Raw genomic sequence first — 17,382 nt, 5'->3', positions numbered from 1 at the left:
AGTTTCCCTTCCTCGTTTCATGGTGGCATGGGCGTTGCCATGACGAACCTCGCTCCCCCTTTCTTCTCCGGCTTCGCACTATCGGCCGCCCTCATCATGGCGATCGGGGCGCAGAACCTTTTCGTTCTGAGGCAAGGACTGCGGGGTGAGCACGTCGGTCCCATCGTTCTCTTCTTCGGTTTGTCGGACGCACTCCTGATCATGGCCGGCGTCGGCGGCATGGGGGCGTTCCTCGCGGCCGCCCCTCAATTGACCACGCTCCTCGCCCTCGGCGGCGCGGCGTTTCTCGCTTGGTACGGCATCGCCGCATTCCGCCGCATGGCCTCGACCTCGGCGATGACCGCGGTAGCTGGTAACAGCCTGTCGCTTGGTCGCGCCATGGCGACGGGCGCCGCCTTTACCTACCTCAACCCGCACGTCTATCTCGACACGGTCCTGCTGATGGGGACCGCCGGATCAGCCCAGCCCGAGGCCCTACGCCCGATCTTCGTCCTGGGTGCTGCGACCGCGAGCTTCACTTGGTTCGCCGCGCTCGGCTACGGTGCGCGTCTCCTTCAACCCGTCTTCACGCGACCCGCCGCCTGGCACATGCTGGACGCTCTGGTTGGCGTCGTCATGTTGACCCTTGCCGCCTCGCTGCTCCTTGGCGTGGTCGGTTAGCCGCTGCGAGGTCTTCCATGACCCTTCACGACCTTCTTCTCGTCTGGACCGCCTACGTCATCGCCGTTGCGAGCCCCGGACCTAGCAACATGGCGATCATGAACACGGCCATGCGACATGGGCGCCCTGCTGCGCTGGCCATGGCGACAGGTGTCATCACCATGTCGACGGTCTGGGGGGGCGTCGCGGCCACGGGTGTATCGACGCTTTTGGCCAGCTACGCCCATGCGCTGACGGTCCTAGAGATCGGCGGCGGACTGTATCTCCTGTGGCTCGCCTGGAAGGCGGCCCGCATGGCCGCTGCGCCAGGCCCGCCGATAATCGACGTCGTCATCGCCGCACCGAGCGCCCGTATCCTGTATCGCCGTGGCGTGCTTATGCATGTCGGCAATCCTAAGGCGGTTCTCTCCTGGGTTGCCATCATGTCGCTGGGCGTAAGCCCCAACGCTACGCCTACTGCCGTCGGGATCGCGTTGGCAGGTTGCATCCTCCTTGGCATCCTCATCTTCTCGGGCTACGCCCTTCTGTTCTCAACAGCGCCGATGGTGCGTGCCTATGCAAAGGCGCGTCGGTGGTTCGAGGGCGTACTCGCCGTCTTCTTCGCCGCAGCCGGCATTCGCCTGCTCCTGTCTCGCTGACATGTCTTGGGAACTCTCGATGCCGTCTTCGTCCCCCTTCCATGGCCTTTTGGCCTTCCCGATCACGCCGGCTGACGACCATGGCCGCGTCGATACCGACACGCTGTCCCACCTTCTTGAGCGTTTGTGCGAGGCTGGTGTTGACTCGATCGGCCTCCTCGGTTCGACTGGCGTCTATGCCTATCTTTCGCGAGAGGAGCGGCGCCGAGCCGTGGAGGCCGCGGTCGAATGCGTCGACGGCCGCGTTCCCCTGATGGTCGGTGTTGGCGCCCTTCGAACGGATCATGCGCAGGAACTCGCACGCGATGCCACGAGAGCGGGAGCCGATGCTCTCCTCATGGCGCCGGTCTCCTACACGCCGCTGACGCAAGAAGAGGCCTACGAACACTACCTCGCTGTGTCGGCCACGACGCCGCTGCGCTTCTGCATTTACAACAATCCCGGCACCACGCACTTCACCTTCTCCGTGGAGCTGATCGAACGCCTATCCCGGATTGAGACCATCCAAGCTATCAAGATGCCGTTGCCCTCGGACGGCGACTACAGCGGTGAGTTGCGTCGTCTGCGTGAGGCTTCGGACCTTGCCATCGGCTACAGCGGCGATTGGGGCACTGCGGACGCGTTCCTTGCGGGAGCCGACGCCTTCTACAGCGTTCTGGCCGGCACGCTGCCCCGTCCGGTCCAAGAACTCGCCCGAGCCGCGCAGGCCGGCAACGTTGAGGAGGCCCGGCGTTTCGATGCGGCGCTGGCCCACTTGTGGGACATGTTCAAGGCCTACGGAAGCCTGAGGGTCATGTACGCGCTTCTGGACCTGATGGGTCTGAGCAGTGCCAAGCCGCCGTTGCCGGTCCGGGGTCTTGGATCGGACGCCAGGCGCCAGGTCGCCGACGCACTCGAGCCATTTTGGAACTGAAGGGAAAGCGAGAGATGCGTCTCATTGGAATGTTGGACTCGCCCTACCTTCGGCGCGTCACCAGCTCGCTGAACGCAATGGACGGGTCTGTTGCGAATAGCCATTGCGGATGCGAGCCTCGGTGCTGAAGGCGGCTGCAGTTGGGGTTATGAGGCATGAGTGTGGCATTCGAGGGCCGGCACTTCGCTCTCGACGTCATCCTCCTTTGTATGCGCTGGTACTGCCGCTACGCGCTGAGTTACCGCGACCTCGAGGAGATGATGGCCGGGCGTCATCTCTCGGTGGATCACACGACGATCTATCGGTGGGTCCAGTTTTATGCGCCCGAGCTCGACCGCCGCGTCCAGTGGTGCAAACCCCTGCAGACCAAAACCTGGTATGTCGACGAGACCTATGTGAAGGTTCGCGGCGAATGGATGTATCTCTACCGTGCGATCGGCGACGGCGGCGAGACGCTGGACTTCTACCTCTCGCAAACCCGTACGACGAAGGCCGCCAAACAATTTCTGAGCAAGGCTTTGAACCGTTCGCCGCACCATCGGCCCTCGGTCATCTCGACCGATAAAAACCGAGCCTACAACGAGGCGATCGCCTCGCTGCGCAAGGAAGGACGCCTTCCGCCGACCTGCCCGCATCGGCAGGTGAAGTTCCTGAACAACCGCCTTAAGTCCGACCACGGGAAGCTCAAGCAGCGCATCCGCCCTGTGCGTGGGTTCAAGTCCCGCAAGACGGCGCACAACGCCATTCGCGGGTTCGAGGTCATGCGGATGTTCCGCAAGGCACAGTTCCGGTCGATGGCCGACAGCCTCGCTGGCGGATCGGAGGCTCGGTACATCGGGCGGCTGTTCCAGGTCTTTATCGCCTGACAGAAGAACAGAACGGGATAATTGCGTCCCGATCGCCTGTTCGCAACAGAGCCAGTGAATCACTCAACTCGACGCCGCGATACTGCCGAGTCCACTTATCTGCACGATACTCTAAAGGTTCAAAACGCAGCTCAGGTTTTGCGGACGCTGGAACGGTCGCTAGCGGGCGATGAAGATGCCTCGCGAACGTGTACTGCGGCTCGGTCGAACAGGCGGTTTGAACCGGGACCGCGGTCAGGCGAAACATTCCTTATTAGGAGATCGGCGAGCGCGAGGCCGAGACAATTCAGTATTAACCGTTCGGCCTCCATCCGGATCTCTCTCGCCGACATGCTCCCGGGCTCGTCTACGGCTTCCAAGTAATTGACGAGCGACCGCAGGACAGGTTCAACGGCATGCAGGAGGAACGTATCCTCCAGTTCGGGGACCTGTTTGGCGGCGCCCATCACGAGCCGTAGGCAGGCTTGCGCCGTAGGGCTTTGAAACGCCGCCACGACCTCGTTTCACACGCTTTCTAGTACTTCCGTAGGAACCCCAGCCCGACCATGCAGGTCTTGTGGCAGCAAACCTGCGATCTCCTCGGCCTCGGCGATCACCACGGCTTCAAACAGCGCTTCCTTGCCTCCGAAGTGCTTGTAGACCGTACCCTTCGACACGCCCGCGCTTGCGGCGACCTCGTCCATGGACGCCTCCGAATAGCCCCGGTCGAGGAACACGCGGCGGGCTCCATCCATGATCTGCCGCTTCTTGCGCTCGGCGCGAAGGGCCGGATCGGCCCTTCCTTTCCGTTCGATGGGAGCGTCTGCCACCAGCCTCGTCTCCCGATCGCACTTGCTTTGGTGGCGAGTTGGTGATGCCATTCGCGTGTCCGTCGATCGCGTGAGTCGCTTTTGCTTATCAACGTCTGTGCCCATCACGACAGGCGTGCTCTAGGACGGACCCGCGAACCGATCATGTCGGAGATCCAGAGTAGGCTGCCCCGTCGCAAGCCGTGCAAGCGGACCTGGTGGCGACGGTAGAGCATAGCGTGGCCGATTTGCGCCACGCGACCGCGAAGGAACCCGCCCTTAAAGAGGCCGAAGCGGCCAAGCGTGCCGTAGGCGTCGTACCCGCCGAGAGAAACGAGCGATCCGAAGTCTCGGTAGTCGAAGTTCGACACCTGCTTGCGATCGAGTATCGTGGCCAAGTGATCGATGACATAGGCCGCTTGCTGCGACGCCGCTTGGGCGGTGGTCGGAACGGTCTTCCCCAACGGATCGCCGCGGATGCTGGCGCAGTCCCCGACGGCAACGATGCTGCGGTCGTTGACGCAGACCAGATCCCGTCCGACGACGACTTGGCCAGCCGGGGTCCGCTCGATGCCCTCGATGGAGCGAATGAGAGTCGGCGCTCGGACGCCCGCTGCCCATACTTTCAGGTCGGCCTCGACGTATCCTCCATCAGGCAGGCTGAACCCGCATTCGTCCGCCCTGGCTACGCGGGCACCCGTCCGCACATGCACGCCCATCTGCTCGAGGCTCTTGCGCACCTCCCGCGAGACCCTCTCCGGAAAGGAGCCTAGGAGCCTGTCGCCAGACTCGATCAGCGTCACACGCAGCTTCTCGCCGGCGTCGGCAATCCCATAGTGCTCAACGAGGTCGACGAGCTGGACAATCTCGGCAGCAAGCTCCACGCCCGTCGCGCCGCCTCCGACGATAGCGACCGAGAACGCCTTGCCTGCGGCGAAGGCCTTGAGCATTCGCGTGCGGAGCAGGTCATTAAAGGCGATGGCCTCGCCCCGCGAATTGATTGTGCGACAATGTTCGTCGACACCCGGTGTTCCGAAGTCATTGGCTTCGCTCCCGACGGCGAGCACCAGCGTGTCATAAACGACGGAACGCTCGGGCAGGACGTCGTCGCCTCCTAGGCGTAGCGCGGCGACGCGGACCGAGCGCCCTTCACGGTCGACTGAGGTGACCTCGCCGGGCTCGTAGGCGAAGCCACGGTTGTGTGCCTGCACGAGGTAGGACGTTTGTTGCGTGGTCACTTCCTGCGTTCCGGCCGCAATCGTATGGAGCATGGGCTTCCAGACGTGCGCAGGTTCACGGTCGACGAGCGTGACGGAAAAGCGGCGGTCGCCGAACTGTTTCCCGCCGAGGTGGCTCGCGATGTCGAGCCCTGCGACGCCGCCGCCAACGACGACAATGCGATGTTCCTGAGTCATCTATGTTCCCGTCGGGTGGATGGGCAGGCGGTCGCTACCGCCCGCGCTCGGCTCAATGGGCGGGCACAGCGGCGGGCGTGCCTTCGGATGAGGTGGCGCGGCCGTCGCGCGGCGGCGCCTTGATCCGGAACCAAGCGACATACAAGGCCGGCAGGAACAGGAGCGTCAGGACCGTTCCCACGATGATGCCGCCCATCATGGCGAAGGCCATTGGCCCCCAGAAGATCTGGCGGGCGATCGGGATCAGGGCGAGCGAGGCCGCCGCGGCCGTCAGAAGGATCGGTCGCATCCGATGCTCGGTCGCGTCGACGACGGCGTCCCACTTGTCGTACCCGTCACGTATGTGGTCCTCGATCTGGACGACGAGGATGACCGAATTTCGGATCAGGATCCCGATCAGGGCGAGGATGCCGAGGATAGCGACGAAGCCCATCGGTGCCCCGCTCGGCAGGAGCGCTGCGACGACGCCGATGACCGCAAGCGGCGCGACGGCGAAGACGAGGAACAGTCGGCTGAAGCTCTGGAGCTGAACCATGAGGATCGTCGCCATCGCGAACAGCATGAGTGGCGCGACGGCGACGATCGGTCCCTGACCCTTGGCACTGTCCTCGACCGCGCCGCCGATCTCCATCCGGTAGCCCGCCGGGAGCTTCGCAGCGAACGCATCCATTGCCGGGGTTACCTGCTGGACGACGGTCGCGGGTTGTAGAGAGCTGACGATGCTGGCACGCACCGTGACGGTGGGGATGCGTGAGCGGGTCCAGACGAGCGGCTGCTCGACCTCGTATCGGAAGTTGGCAACCGCCGCGAGTGGCACGGACCGCCCGTCGCCAGCCGGAAGCTGAAGGTCCCGCAAGGTCTCGATGGAGCCGCGCTCCGCGGCGACCGCCCGCCCGACGATGTCGACAAGATAGATGTCGTCGCGGACCTCGGTCACCGTGGAACCGCCGACGATGCCGTTGATGGTGGAGGCGATCGTCTCTGAGGAGACGCCAAGCTGGCGGGCGCGGTCCTGCATCACGTCGATGCGCACGACGCGGGACGGCTCGCTCCAGTCGTAGACGACCTCGCCAAGATTGGTGTTCGTGGCAAGGACGCTTCCGAGTTCGAACGACAGGGAGCGGACCTTCTGGATGTCGGGCCCGGAGAGACGATAGGCGACGGGACGGCCCACCGGGGGGCCGATGTCGAGAAGCTTCACGTAGGCATCCGTGTTAGGGAACGTGCGCACGAGGTATCTGGAGAACTCGGTTCGCAGGCGGTTGCGGGTCTCGATGTCCTTCGTGACGATCACGGTCTGGCCAAAGGCTGGCGTGCCGGGCTGGACGTCGAGCGAGAGGACGAACCGCGGGGCGCCCTGGCCGACATAGCTCGACCAATGGTCGACGCCTTCGTTGCCAGCAAGCTGCTCCCGCTCGAAGCGGGACATCTCCGACAGCGTCTGCGAGATGGACGCGTTCTGGGGCAGGCTCCAGTCTACGATGAGTTCGGTGCGGTCCGAGGAGGGAAAGAACTGCTGCTGGACGAACTGCATGCCGTAAAGCGACACCCCGAATACGGCGACCGTCGTCACGATCGTGACCCAGCGCCACCGCATGCAAAGTCGCAGAAGCGCCCCGAAGCCCCGGGTGAACCAGCCCTTCTTCTCGTGGTGCTTCTTCATCGTCTTCGGAAGCATCACGACGCCGATCAGCGGCGTGAACAGCACGGCAACGATCCAGGAAAGGATCAGCGACACGGCCATCACCACGAAGAGGGTGAAGGTGAACTCGCCAGCCGCGCTGGAGTTGAGCCCGACCGGGATGAAGCCCGCCACGGTGACGAGCGTGCCCGTCAGCATGGGGAAGGCAGTGGATGTCCAGACCGAGGTCGCCGCCTTCTGGATCGAGTCTCCGGCCTCCAGCCGAGCCACCATCATCTCCACCGCGATCATCGCATCGTCGACAAGAAGGCCGAGCGCGATGATGAGGGCGCCCAGCGAGATGCGCTGGAGCGAGATGCCCAGGTACTCCATGACAACGAAGGTCATGGCCAACGTCAGCGGGATGGCGACAGCGACCACAAGGCCCGCCCGAAGCCCGAGGCTGACGAAGCTGACAACGAGCACGATGGCGATGGCCTCGAAGAGAGCGTGCGTGAAGCCTGAGACCGCTTCCTCGACGACAAGCGGCTGGTCGGAAACCAGATGGACGCCGATGCCGACGGGAAGTTCGCCCTCAACCCGGTTCATCTCCTTCCCGAGCTCCTCGCCGAACGCCAGGAGATTGGCACCCGCCTTCATGCCGACCGCAAGGCCGATCGCCGGCTCGCCGTTGAAACGGAAGAGGTTCGAGGGTGGATCAACGTAGCCCCGCCGGATCTCGGCCACGTCCGACAGGCGGAAGAAGCGGTCGTTGACCCGCAGGTTGAGGTCGCGAAGGCTAGCCTCGGAGGTGAACTGTCCGCCGACGCGGATGCTGATGCGTTCGGCACCCGCCTGGATCACCCCGGAAGGGGTCACGGCATTCTGCGCCTGAAGGGTATCTACGACGTTCTGCTGCGTGATCCCGTAGGCGGCGAGGCGCCTCGGAGAGAACTCAAGGTAGATGACCTCGTCCTCGGCCCCGATGATGTCGACCTTCCCGACGTTGGGTACGGTCAGGACCTTCGAGCGGGCATCCTCGACGAAATCGCGCAGCTCGCGTTGCGAGAACCCGTCGGAGGTGAAGGCATAGATGTTGCCGTAGACATCGCCGAAGTTGTCGTTGAACTGCGGGCCGACGACCCCTTGCGGCAGGGTGCCGACGATGTCGCCGACGAGGTTGCGTGCACGTACCCAGGTTCCCGGGACATCCTTGGCTTTTGTCGTGTCGAGCAGGTTGACGAAGATCACGGTGGATCCCGGGGTCGTCATCGAGCGCGTGTAGTCGAGCTGGGGCAGTTCCTCCAGCTTCTTCTCGATCCGCTCGGTGACCTGACGGATCGTGTCGTCGACGGTAGCGCCGGGCCACTGCGCGCTGATGATCATGGTCTTGATCGTGAAGGCAGGGTCCTCCTCACGTCCAAGGTTCAAGTAGGAGAAGAACCCTAGGATCGAGAAGACGATCATGAAGTACCAGAGCAGGGAACGGTGGTTCAGTGCCCATTCGGAGAGGTTGAAGGATTTCATCGGGACGCCTCCTCGATCTTCACGCGCTGGCCATTGGCAAGGGTGTTGGCACCGGCGACGGCGACACGCTCGCCAGCCTTCAGGCCGTTCAGGACAGCGAAGCGGCCGTCGGCCTCCTGGCGCACGTCGACGGGACGCAGCGAGACCGTGTCGCTTCCATCGGGAACCACCCAGACGAACGCCTTGCTGTCTCGGCGCAGGATGGCGGATGCCGGCAGGGCCAAGGCCTCCTCCGCCCCGATGGGCAGCGCGACCTGCACGATGGAGCCGAGGCGGAAGCCATCGGAAGGATCGCGCAGCGCGATCTTCACGCGCCGGGCCCGGGTCACGGGGTCGGCCAACGGCGCGACCTCGCGGATGATTCCCTCGGCTGTCACCGTCTCATCGAGTTCGAGGCGGACACGAAGCGTCGCACCGAGATCGAGGGCGGTTGCAAAACTGTCGGGCAGGTCGACAACAGCGTCGCGAAGGTCGGGCCGTGCGATCGTCAAGACGGTTTGGCCCGGCGACACGACCTGTCCGGCCTCCGCCGATACGGCCGTTACGATGCCCGGCGTTCCGGCGGCTAGCCGGGTGTAGCCGAGCTGTTCACGGGCCTTCCCCAACGCGGCCTCGGCCTGGAGGACGGCTGAGCTCGTCGATTGGAGCGATTGCTCCGCTTGGTCCACCTCGGCCTGCGTCGAGACGTTGGATGCCTTGAGCGCTTGCTGGCGGGTGGCGACCCCCGTCGCGTTCGACAGGGAAGCTTGCGCACTGACGACAGCGGCTTCCGCCGCTTGTACGTCTTGTTCCTGCACGGAAGGATCGAGCGTGGCGAGAATCGCGCCGGCAGCGACGCTGTCGCCGACGTTGACCCGTCGGTCGACCATCCGTCCGAGAATGCGGAAGCTGAAGTCCGTGCTGATCTGGGGTTCGACGGAACCAGAAAAGCTGACGGGCTGCGCGCCGAAGGGCTGAACCACCATCGACTTCACGGGACGGACCGTCAGGGCGGGTGCAGCCTCTTCGCCTTGGCATCCGGTGAGGAGAGGGAGGAGGCAGGGAAGGATGTAAAGGGTTCTCATCGGGAGGGGGCCTCCTCATTGGACGTGGCGATCCTCTCGCCGGGACGCAGGAGTTTGGTGCCCTCGACGACTACGCGATCGCCGTCGTTCAAGCCCTCGCGGACCGTCACGGTCGACGCTTGGTAGGATGAGACGGCGATCCGCCGAGGCTGGACCTCGCCGCTGTCATGATCGAGGACCCAGACCGCAGGGCTCCCGTCGAGCGAAGTCACCGCGGCGGCAGGGACTATAACGACGCCTGCGGATGGCAACTCCGCTGTTCCGACGACTGCCGCGCCCAGCGTCATCGCGTCCGGCGTCGCCTCAAGTCCGACCTTGACCCTGACAGTCCCGCTTTGCTGGTCGACCGTTGGCGAGACCTGTCGGATGCGGCCTGATGCCTTGACAGAAGGATCGGCGACAAGCGCGACCCTGACCTGCGGCGGTTCACTGCTTGCCAGAAGGAGGCTCTCATAGATGTCGAACACCGCGTCGCGAGGTCCGTCCAGGGCGACGGTAAAGACCGTAGCGGCAGCCTGCGCTACCTCGCCGGCGTCCAGTTCCCTCGCCGTGACGACGCCGTCAGCCTCGGCCGTCAGGTTGGTGAACGACAGCGACTCTTCCGCGCTTTGAAGGCGGGCCTTCGCCGAGAGGGCGTTGGCCCCTGCCACCTTCAAAGCCTGGTCGGCGGCATCGAACTCGCGTCGCGTTGTGTAGCCTCGATCGAAAAGGCTTCTCGATCGTTCGAAGGCAGCCGTTGCCTGCTCGACGTCGGCGTCCGCGGACGTCGTACCTGCCCTGGCTGACTCCACGTCGGCCTGCTGAACCTTCGGATCGATGCGGGCGAGGACCTGCCCCTTTCGGACCCGGTCGCCGACATCCACCGATCGTTCGATAATCTGACCACTCGTGCGGAACGAAAGGTTGCTTTCGACCTGAGCGGCAATGGACCCGGTCAGGGTGACACTTTCCGATGACGGCACCGCTTCGACAGTGGCGGTGGCGACGGGGCGCGGCGGCGGAGGCGCCGGCGGTTGCTCCGCTTGGCAGCCGACGAGGGTAAGGCAGACAAGACTGGCTGCGATTGTGTGCGATGTGCGTGGCATCTCGCGGGACGCTCCGGGGCGGCCATTGCCGCAGACTTGCAAAACTGATCAGTCTCTGATTTGCATCAGAAGACTGAAGCGTTTCCTAATGTCAAGCGCTTGTGGAGTAGCATGGAACAGACGGAACTCAAGCGTCGTGGCCGCCCACCCAGCATGTCCCAGGAAGAACGGCGCCGCCGGATCGTCGCGGCAGCAGAGGAGACGTTCACCTCCAGGGGATACTCGGCTGCCAGCATGGACGACGTCGTCCGGGCCTGTGGCATGTCGAAGAAGACCGTCTACGAGATGTTCGACACCAAGGAGCAACTCTTCAACGAGGTCGTCGCACTGTCTTTGGAAAGCGCACCTAGTCTAGACTGGAAAGACGGGCAAACGTTGGAAGGGGAGCTGCTACTGCGCAATGTTTTGCGCTCCATGGCTGCATTCATCCTGAGCCCTCGACAGGTCGCGTTGACCCGGCTGGTCCTGGCGGAGAGTCCCGCTTCTCCTGAACTCGGCTCCATTTTCTACGAGGCGGCCGTCGTCAGGGGTCAGTCCATGCTTGCAGAGGCGATACGACGCATCGGATCGCCCGTTTCAACCGATGTCCGACACTCGGAGCACCTCGCCGACCTATTGATCGGCACTTTGCTCGGGCCGCAGTTCTTCTCTTCGCTTCTGGGCCGGACGCCGGCGCCGACGCAGGACGAGATCCATGCACGCATCGATTGGCTGTTCGACGTCCTTGGCCCGACGCTCATGTTGGGCAAGAACCCGACCGCCAACTGATAAAGCGAGCACTGTTCCGATCACCGCCGCCGACAGGCAGGGCGAGATCGGTCGGCCCGTCGCTGATGTCTCAACGCTGACCAACTGCCTCGAAGGGTGCAGCATGATCATCTTTACCCCGGCCTTGTCGTCTAAACGCAGCACATGCCCAACTTGGCGCACAGCTATGCTCGCGCTCCTTCTCCTGGCTGGTTCCATGGTGGCTGGCTGCGCCGCCCGGCCGGGAGCGGATACTCTCGTTCCCACCGCAGGATCGGCACCGGGAGCGAAGCCGGTCACCGTGTTCGTCGCGACCGACCGCGCGCCGGATGGCGTGCGACAGGTTGGATACGGAAGCGGCCGGGCAGCGCTGCGCTACGAGGAACTGACGGTATCCGTGCCGCCCGGTCACCAGCCGGGAAACATCGAGTGGACCGAGGCGGCGGCCCGGAACCCCGCTAAGAGTTTCGTCGTGACGCGGCGGCGAACGTTGGACGAGGAAGCGTTTCGAAGGGCGGTCGCATTGCGCAGCGGCGGCAACGGCACGACGGGGATTTTCGTCCATGGTTACAACTACACCCTGACCGAGGCGGTCTTCCGGGTTGCGCAACTGTCCGCCGACGCGACCAGCGTCAGGGTCCCGATCCTGTTCTCTTGGCCGTCCGAAGCGGCGGTCGCGGGGTACGTCGCGGATCGGGATGCCGTGACCTACGCTCGCGACGATCTGGCGAGATTGCTCGGCATCGTCGGCGAGCTCAGGACGAAGGGAAGGATTTTCCTTGTTGGGCACAGCATGGGAGGATGGCTTGTCATGGAGAGCTTGCGTCAGCTTCGTCTCGAAGGGCGGGACCGTCTCGTCGACCGTTTCGAGGTCGCCCTTGCCGCACCCGACATCGATGTCGACGTGTTCCGGAGGCAGATTGCCGTCGTCGGCGCCCTCGATCCGCCCCTGACGATTCTGGTCGCCAAAGACGACAGGGCGCTCGCCGTCTCGCAACGCCTTTCCGGAGGCCGACAGCGGGTCGGATCCGTTGACGTGGACGATCCCCACCTGGAGGAGGTTGCAAGGAGGGCGGACATTCGAATCATCGACATTTCGTCGGTAGAGCCGAGCGACGGGACGCGCCACGACCGCTTTGTTCGGTTCGCGACGCTCCAATCACGTGAGATGGCAACAGAGGGCAGTCCCTTGGGATCGATCGGACGGGCCGGAGCCTACGTGTTCAATACGGCAGGCGCGGCCGTCGCCAGTCCGTTCACGCTTGCAGGTCGAGCTCTGGGCGGACAATGAACTCGTTCGTGAGGTCCCGTGAGGCAATGTGGAGACGCGGGCCTGTCGCGAGATCCCTGCACCGCTCGTTCCGCGACATGCTGTTCGCGATGTTGTTCGTCTGCACACCTCAGATCGTTGTGGCGCAGGTCCACACCGATGCGACCGATGCGGTCGTGGTCCTCGACCAGGGCGCTTCCGAGCTTGAGGCGATCCGGTCGTCACTCCAGTCGGCGGTGCCCAACGAGGACTACGATGCACTGCGAACGCGTGCCCAAGCTGTCGTGGTTGCCGCGACCGCTTCGGCCGATGCCTTGGCACCCAAGTTGGAAGCTGCGCAGGCAACGCTCGCAACACTCGGAGAACCGGCTGAAGGCGAGGCACCCGACGTCCGGGAGCAGCGCTCCGACCTGACACGGGATCGCGACACGCTGGACTCCGATGTCAAGCGCGCGCGCCTTCTCGCAACCACGGCCCGGGAAACGGTCGAGACCGTGAACCGCACGGTGACGGACATTTTCAACCGCGACACGCTCGAGCGTGTCGCGTCGCCCTTCACAGCCACCTACTGGAAAGCGGTGGACGAGAACCTGCCGTTCGACCTCGCTAGGCTGTCCGACTTCTTCGCCGCCGCAGGCGCCCGTCTCGCGGGGGCAATGAGCGCCGGGGGAGCGGCCGTCTTCGGCGCGACAGCCGCTCTTGCTCTCCTGGTCGTGCTGCCGCTGCGCATATCCTTGAGGAAAGCGGGTGAACGCTACGCACGCGACCGCGCCCCGCATACACGGGCACGCCGATCCGGTCTCGCCCTTTGGTTCCTCGTCGTCGGGGCGCTCGGGAGCGCCATAGGCCTCAGCATCCTCGTCCAGGGCTTGGAATGGGCGGATGCATTGACGCCGCAAGCGTCGTCACTGGCTTGGAGCCTTGCGCTGGCGTCCGTCTTTGGGGCGGTGGCCGTCTCCATGGGCGAGGCGCTTCTCCTCGTCGATCGGCCCTCCTGGCGCCTCATGCCGATCGACGACCGAACAGCAGGGCGGCTACGCCCGATCCCGGTCGCGACCGCGATCGTTGCGGTCATCGGTACGGGCTTGATCGAGTTGAACAGGATCGTCGGGGCCAGCCCTCCCGCGAACGTCACCGCGAACCTGTTCACGGCTATCCTCAACGCCGCCCTTCTCGTTTACGTCTTGGTCTCCGTCCAAAGCCTCCGGGGCGACCGAGACCAAGACCGTGACCAGTGCGAGGCCACGCCAAGGCAGCCGCTTGCCACGGTCGCGCTCTTGGCCGGATGGGTCACGGTCGTCGTCAGCATCCTGGCGATCGCCCGCGGCAACGTGAACCTTGCCTTGCTGATCGGCCGCGAAACGGTATGGGCCGTCGTGGTCGTGTCGGGTGCCTACCTCGTCGCCACCGCGGCGGACGACCTCATCACCACCGCCCTGTCACGGGACAGCCGCGTCGGTCGGTCCGTCGCGCGCGCGTTCGGACTTGGGGGCGACACCGTCGAGCAGGTCGGCCTTGTTCTGTCGGTGATCCTGCGCGTGGCCATCTGGCTGCTGGCGGCGTCTGCGGTCCTTGCACCCGTGGGAGGCGGCACGGCCCCGGCCTACACTCAACTGGCGGGCATCACGTCGATCGGGATCGGGGATGTCGTGATCCGACCCGGCGCGGTGTTGCGCGCAGTCGCCGTGGTTCTCATCGGGCTCGGCGCCGTACGGCTGATCGACCGCTGGATGAACGGCACGTTTCTACCCGCGACGAACCTCGACGCTGGGGCACGCAATTCAGCGTCTACCATTGTGCGTTATGTGGGCATTGTTGTTGTGGTGTTCGGGACCGTTTCGACCCTTGGCATCGGGCTCGAACGCTTCGCGCTCCTCGCCAGCGCCCTTTCGGTCGGCATCGGCTTCGGACTCCAAGCAATCACCCAGAACTTCATCTCGGGACTGATCCTCCTGGCCGAACGTCCGGTGAAGATTGGCGACACGATCAGGGTCGGCTTAGACGAGGGAGACGTGAAGCGCATCAACGTTCGCTCCACCGAGATCCAGATCGGCGACCGCTCGACGCTGATCATCCCGAACTCCGAGCTTATCACCAAAAGCGTGCGCAACATGACGCTCGCCAATCCGCTCGGCCGTGTTCAGATCGCCTTCTCGGTTCCAATGGAAGAAGACGCCGACGAGATCATTGCAATCCTGCTCGGTCTGGCTCCGTTGCAAACCGATGATCAGGCCGCAATGATCCCCTTCTGTTCTTTTCTCAGGCGATGAACACCTGGAACAGTCGTCCGATGAAGCGCGCCTCCGATCCTCCAGCGAGGCTGTCGACCATCGAGCGGAACTGACCTTTGCGGAACATGCGCATCGTTTCGAAGCCGCGGATCGCGTTGTGCGCCGTCTTCTGCGACTGGAAGCCCCGCACCGGACGGATGCGCTGCTTCAGCTTGCCGTGGTCGGACTCGAGACGGTTGTTCAGGTACTTGACCTGCCGGTGTCGGCAGTGGGGTGCGAGCCTTCCCTCCCGCCTCAGCGCGGCGATCGCCTCGTTGTAGGCCGGGTTCTTGTCGGTCGAGATAACGGAAGGACGATGGTGCGGGGACCGGCTCAGAGCCTTACCGAGAAAGCGTTTGGCCGCCTTGCTGGTCCGCTTCTGCGACAGGTGGAAGTCGAGTGTCTCGCCGCGATCGCCAATCGCGCGGTAGAGATACATCCACTGCCCGCTGACCTTCACGTAGGTCTCGTCGACGTACCAGCTGCCACTGTTGCGGTCGCGGCACCACTGGACACGCCGGTCGAGTTCAGGCGCGTAGTGCTGGACCCAGCGGTAGATCGTAGTGTGATCGACCGACAGGCCGCGCTCGGCCATCATCTCCTCGAGGTCGCGGTAGCTGAGCGCGTAGCGGCAGTACCAGCGCATGCAGAGCAGGATGATGTCAGGGGCGAAGTGCCGGCCCTTGAACGCTGCGCTCATGCCGGCCCCCTTCCGTCGCTGCCGAAGGGAAGACGTTCGCACCCCACTCGGCGGTTTGCAACGGAGCCGAGAGCGTTTTCGATGTTACGCGGCCTGTCGCGCGAACTGAAGCGGGCTGATGAAGTCCAACGCTGGATGGCGCCGGATGGGGTTGTAGAAGTCGTCGATGTAGCGGCCGATGGCGGCGGTCGCCTGGGCACGGTTCTTGAAGACGGAGCGCCAGACGAGTTCGGCCTTCAGCGTCTTGAAGAAGGTCTCGACCATCGCGTTGTCGTAGCAGTTTCCCTTGCCAGACATCGAGATCCGGATGCTGTGCCGCCGCAGTTCGGCCTGGTACTCGATCGAGCAGTATTGGCTGCCTCGATCCGCGTGGTGAATGAGCCCAGCAGCGGGACATCGGACAGCGATAGCACGGCGCAGCGCCGACAGGGCCAGCTCCTTGTGCACGCGATCACTGGTGGCCCAGCCGACGACGCGTCGGGCGAAGAGGTCGATCACGACGGCAAGGTACAGCCAGCCCTCCCCCGTCCAGCCGTAGGAGATGTCTGCGCCCTCTCAGCCGACAGGCGCATGCAAGCATGCGCCGATCGGCTACTTCTGGTTCGGCGTGGTCGCCGTAAAATCCTGTTCCAAGAGGTTCGGTGCGAGGGGGAAGGCATGCAGGCTGTCGGTGGTGCGCTTGAAGCGCCGCTTCTGCCGCGCCTTCATCCCGTTCTGGCGCATCAGGCGGGCAACGCGCCGACGCCCGATCGTCAAGCCAGCGTCGCGTAGCTCGTGCACCATGCGCGGGCTGCCATAGGTCCCGTTCGATAGGGCAAAGGCCGCGCGAACATGGGCGAGCAGCATCAAGTCGGTACGCTAACGGTGATAGGCCGGGCGCTCCTTTTAAGCGAAGTAGCCGCTCGGACTGACGCCGAGGACCTTGCACAGACGCTGGACGGGGAACTCTGATCGATGCCGCATCGATGGGGCGGAACCTCATCGACATCCTCCTTGGCGAAAAAGTCGTGGCTCTATTCAAGAGTTCGCGCTCCTGGCGCAGGATCTCGTTCTCGCGCCGAAGCCGCTTCAGCTCGGCCGCCATGTCTTCCTGACGCTCGGGAGGCGGCGCTTTTAGATCGCGCTCCCGACGCTTGTCGAGCCAGCGGCGCAACGTCGAAAGCCCGATGCCAAGATCCTCGGCGATCTCTTGGCTTGCGTGCGTCCGCTCGTCTCCACCAGACGAACGGCCTCCGCCTCAAACTCCTTCCCGAACCGGCGCTGCGGCTTGCCCATGAAATGCTCCTCATTCCGTCAGAAGAGCTCTCCACTTTCCCGGGGCAAGTCCACATAGACACTGGCACGATGCAGATGAGATCGCCGTCTCATCTGGGACGATAGCCGCAGAGAAATATCACAACACGTTCGCGCGTGATGGATCGGTCGGACTCGGTGATGTGATGGGGCTCGAGACCGAAGCTCGCCGCCCTCATCCGCTCCGTGACAACGAAAGCCAGGAACTGGTCCACGACGGTCTGAGGATCGGCCACCCGAAGTTCCCCACGTCGCTGCGCCTCGGCTACGACGGGGACGATCAGATCGGCCACCGAGCGCCGCGCCTCCTCGTAGGTCTTCATCAAGTTGGGAAACTTCGGGATCATCGAGACCATCAGTCGGTCGAGAGCCACGATGTCTTCTCGGATGGCGGATCCGATGAGGTTGAGCGCGATCCGGTTCAGGTAAGCCTCCATGTCCTCACCGTCGTTCCTTGCGATCCTCGGCCGGGCCTCAGACAGGAATTCGCCGAGGACGCTGCCGACCGTGGCGCGGAAGAGACCA

At 64.1% G+C, this 17,382-nt stretch carries 15 protein-coding genes and 1 pseudogene; 7 read left to right on the top strand and 9 right to left on the bottom strand.

Annotation, left to right across the window (positions count from 1 at the left end):
• Positions 1-39 precede the first annotated feature (39 nt).
• From O5O54_RS20945 to O5O54_RS20930, 4 genes are all read left to right on the top strand, one after another.
• Entirely contained in the window at positions 40-660 is a 621-nt protein-coding gene (locus O5O54_RS20945; RefSeq protein WP_279483802.1) for a LysE/ArgO family amino acid transporter, read from the top strand.
• A 17-nt stretch (positions 661-677) separates the two neighbouring features.
• The gene (locus tag O5O54_RS20940) at positions 678-1,298 is read left to right on the top strand and encodes a LysE family translocator (RefSeq protein WP_279483801.1); all 621 of its coding nucleotides are present in this window, start codon (positions 678-680) and stop codon (positions 1,296-1,298) included.
• 19 nt (positions 1,299-1,317) lie between these two features.
• A complete protein-coding gene (locus O5O54_RS20935; protein ID WP_279483800.1) occupies positions 1,318-2,211 on the top strand; it encodes a dihydrodipicolinate synthase family protein in 894 nt (297 codons plus the stop codon).
• Between the two features lie 161 nt (positions 2,212-2,372).
• Positions 2,373-3,077: an IS6 family transposase gene (locus O5O54_RS20930; protein ID WP_407061744.1), complete on the top strand. Its 705-nt coding sequence runs from the start codon at positions 2,373-2,375 to the stop codon at positions 3,075-3,077.
• 131 nt (positions 3,078-3,208) lie between these two features.
• Here the strand turns inward: O5O54_RS20930 and O5O54_RS22490 are convergent, their stop codons facing one another.
• The 6 genes from O5O54_RS22490 to O5O54_RS20905 are packed head-to-tail and all read right to left on the bottom strand — an operon-like array spanning position 3,209 to position 10,577.
• Positions 3,209-3,571: a TetR/AcrR family transcriptional regulator C-terminal domain-containing protein gene (locus tag O5O54_RS22490; RefSeq protein ID WP_407061743.1), complete on the bottom strand. Its 363-nt coding sequence runs from the start codon at positions 3,569-3,571 to the stop codon at positions 3,209-3,211.
• Between the two features lie 9 nt (positions 3,572-3,580).
• On the bottom strand, positions 3,581-3,937 hold the full coding sequence (locus O5O54_RS20925; RefSeq protein ID WP_279483798.1) for a helix-turn-helix domain containing protein: 357 nt from the start codon (positions 3,935-3,937) through the stop codon (positions 3,581-3,583).
• A 53-nt stretch (positions 3,938-3,990) separates the two neighbouring features.
• A complete protein-coding gene (locus tag O5O54_RS20920; protein WP_279483797.1) occupies positions 3,991-5,280 on the bottom strand; it encodes an NAD(P)/FAD-dependent oxidoreductase in 1,290 nt (429 codons plus the stop codon).
• 52 nt (positions 5,281-5,332) lie between these two features.
• Positions 5,333-8,428, bottom strand: coding sequence for an efflux RND transporter permease subunit (locus O5O54_RS20915; protein ID WP_279483796.1), 3,096 nt, complete (start codon positions 8,426-8,428; stop codon positions 5,333-5,335).
• Positions 8,425-9,492 carry an efflux RND transporter periplasmic adaptor subunit gene (locus O5O54_RS20910; RefSeq protein ID WP_279483795.1) on the bottom strand — a complete coding sequence of 356 codons (1,068 nt, stop codon included), beginning with the start codon at positions 9,490-9,492 and terminating at the stop codon, positions 8,425-8,427. The genes O5O54_RS20915 and O5O54_RS20910 overlap by 4 nt, the downstream gene beginning before the upstream one ends.
• The gene (locus O5O54_RS20905) at positions 9,489-10,577 is read right to left on the bottom strand and encodes an efflux RND transporter periplasmic adaptor subunit (protein ID WP_279483794.1); all 1,089 of its coding nucleotides are present in this window, start codon (positions 10,575-10,577) and stop codon (positions 9,489-9,491) included. The genes O5O54_RS20910 and O5O54_RS20905 overlap by 4 nt, the downstream gene beginning before the upstream one ends.
• Positions 10,578-10,688: 111 nt before the next feature.
• Here O5O54_RS20905 and O5O54_RS20900 point away from each other — a divergent pair, with 111 nt between their 5' ends.
• The 3 genes from O5O54_RS20900 (at position 10,689) to O5O54_RS20890 (ending at position 14,864) form a co-directional block, all read left to right on the top strand.
• Positions 10,689-11,345, top strand: a complete 657-nt coding sequence (locus O5O54_RS20900) for a TetR/AcrR family transcriptional regulator (protein WP_279483793.1) — start codon at positions 10,689-10,691, stop codon at positions 11,343-11,345.
• A gap of 280 nt (positions 11,346-11,625) precedes the next feature.
• The gene (locus tag O5O54_RS20895) at positions 11,626-12,615 is read left to right on the top strand and encodes an alpha/beta hydrolase (RefSeq protein ID WP_279483792.1); all 990 of its coding nucleotides are present in this window, start codon (positions 11,626-11,628) and stop codon (positions 12,613-12,615) included.
• A 77-nt stretch (positions 12,616-12,692) separates the two neighbouring features.
• The gene (locus O5O54_RS20890; protein ID WP_279483791.1) at positions 12,693-14,864 is read left to right on the top strand and encodes a DUF3772 domain-containing protein; all 2,172 of its coding nucleotides are present in this window, start codon (positions 12,693-12,695) and stop codon (positions 14,862-14,864) included.
• Here O5O54_RS20890 and O5O54_RS20885 read toward each other — a convergent pair.
• From O5O54_RS20885 to O5O54_RS20875, 3 genes and pseudogenes are all read right to left on the bottom strand, one after another.
• Positions 14,854-15,564: an IS6 family transposase gene (locus O5O54_RS20885; RefSeq protein WP_279483790.1), complete on the bottom strand. Its 711-nt coding sequence runs from the start codon at positions 15,562-15,564 to the stop codon at positions 14,854-14,856. The genes O5O54_RS20890 and O5O54_RS20885 overlap by 11 nt on opposite strands.
• Positions 15,565-15,648: 84 nt before the next feature.
• Positions 15,649-16,839 (bottom strand): annotated as a pseudogene (locus O5O54_RS20880) (IS3 family transposase).
• Positions 16,840-16,928: 89 nt separating this feature from the next.
• Positions 16,929-17,382 (bottom strand): TetR/AcrR family transcriptional regulator C-terminal domain-containing protein (locus O5O54_RS20875; RefSeq protein WP_279483789.1); only part of this gene is annotated, 454 nt, incomplete at its 5' end.

It is taken from the genome of Aureimonas sp. SK2 (assembly GCF_029813115.1).
Classification (GTDB): Bacteria; Pseudomonadota; Alphaproteobacteria; order Rhizobiales; family Rhizobiaceae; genus Aureimonas.
Note: the sequence above shows the minus strand (reverse complement) of the source record. Positions and strands in the feature narration are given on the sequence as shown.